This window comes from Leifsonia sp. fls2-241-R2A-40a (assembly GCF_030209575.1).
Taxonomy (GTDB): domain Bacteria; phylum Actinomycetota; class Actinomycetes; order Actinomycetales; family Microbacteriaceae; genus Leifsonia.
Genome location: NZ_JARVRS010000004.1, coordinates 1 through 1172 on the forward strand (window position 1 = coordinate 1; position 1172 = coordinate 1172).

Annotated in this window: 2 tRNA genes and 2 rRNA genes; all 4 read right to left on the reverse strand. The window is 50.5% G+C overall.

Going from position 1 to position 1172, the window contains the following annotated elements:
* A 23S ribosomal RNA gene (locus tag QRN40_RS18525) occupies positions 1-317 on the reverse strand; the annotation flags it as partial.
* Positions 318-564: 247 nt separating this feature from the next.
* Positions 565-640: transfer RNA gene (locus tag QRN40_RS18530), tRNA-Ala, on the reverse strand.
* 29 nt (positions 641-669) lie between these two features.
* Positions 670-746 (reverse strand) — tRNA-Ile (locus QRN40_RS18535).
* Positions 747-827: 81 nt separating this feature from the next.
* Positions 828-1172 (reverse strand): 16S ribosomal RNA (locus tag QRN40_RS18540); the annotation flags it as partial.

A 1172-nucleotide genomic window follows, 5' to 3' on the forward strand; every position in this document is an offset into this window, starting at 1 on the left:
CTATGGCCGCACTTTCCAGAGCGTTCCGCTAATCTCAAAGCCACTTAAGGGCTAGTCCCCGTTCGCTCGCCACTACTAAGGGAATCTCGGTTGATTTCTTTTCCTCAGGGTACTTAGATGTTTCAGTTCCCCTGGTTCGCCTCTTGCACCTATGTATTCAGTACAAGATAACCATCTTATGATGGCTGGGTTCCCCCATTCAGACATCTCCGGATCAAAGTCTGTTTGCCGACTCCCCGAAGCTTTTCGCAGGCTACCACGTCTTTCATCGCCTCTGACTGCCAAGGCATCCACCGTATGCGCTTCTTCACTTGACCATATAACCCCAAGCAATCTGGTTATACTGTGAAGACGACATTCGCCGAAAATTCGCAAAACTCTTAAGAGTCACTCACAAATTTTACCTTAGCCTGATCCGTTACCAGTGAAAGTAACGTTCAGTCTATCTTTCTATCACATACCCAAATTTTTAAAGAACGATCTAATCAAAAGACTAGAAATCAGCATTCACCATCACAGCGATGGAATGCTCATTTCTAAGCTTTCAAACTTCAGAAGCAGTGGTGGTGGAGCCAAGCGGGATCGAACCGCTGACCTCCTGCGTGCAAGGCAGGCGCTCTCCCAGCTGAGCTATGGCCCCGTATTTCTACAGGTTTCCCACACAAAAATTGGTGGGTCTGGGCAGATTCGAACTGCCGACCTCACCCTTATCAGGGGTGCGCTCTAACCAACTGAGCTACAGACCCAATTTCGGGCTGCTTCTATCGTCTTCTTCAATGAATCAAGCAATTCGTGTGGGAACTTATGGAGCAGCTGATGTCGTCGATTAAGGAGGTGATCCAGCCGCAGGTTCCCCTACGGCTACCTTGTTACGACTTCACCCCAGTCATGAATCACACCGTGGTAACCGTCCTCCCGAAGGTTAGACTAGCTACTTCTGGTGCAACCCACTCCCATGGTGTGACGGGCGGTGTGTACAAGGCCCGGGAACGTATTCACCGCGACATTCTGATTCGCGATTACTAGCGATTCCGACTTCACGCAGTCGAGTTGCAGACTGCGATCCGGACTACGATCGGTTTTGTGGGATTAGCTCCACCTCGCGGCTTGGCAACCCTCTGTACCGACCATTGTAGCACGTGTGTAGCCCTGGCCGTAAGGGCCATGATGAC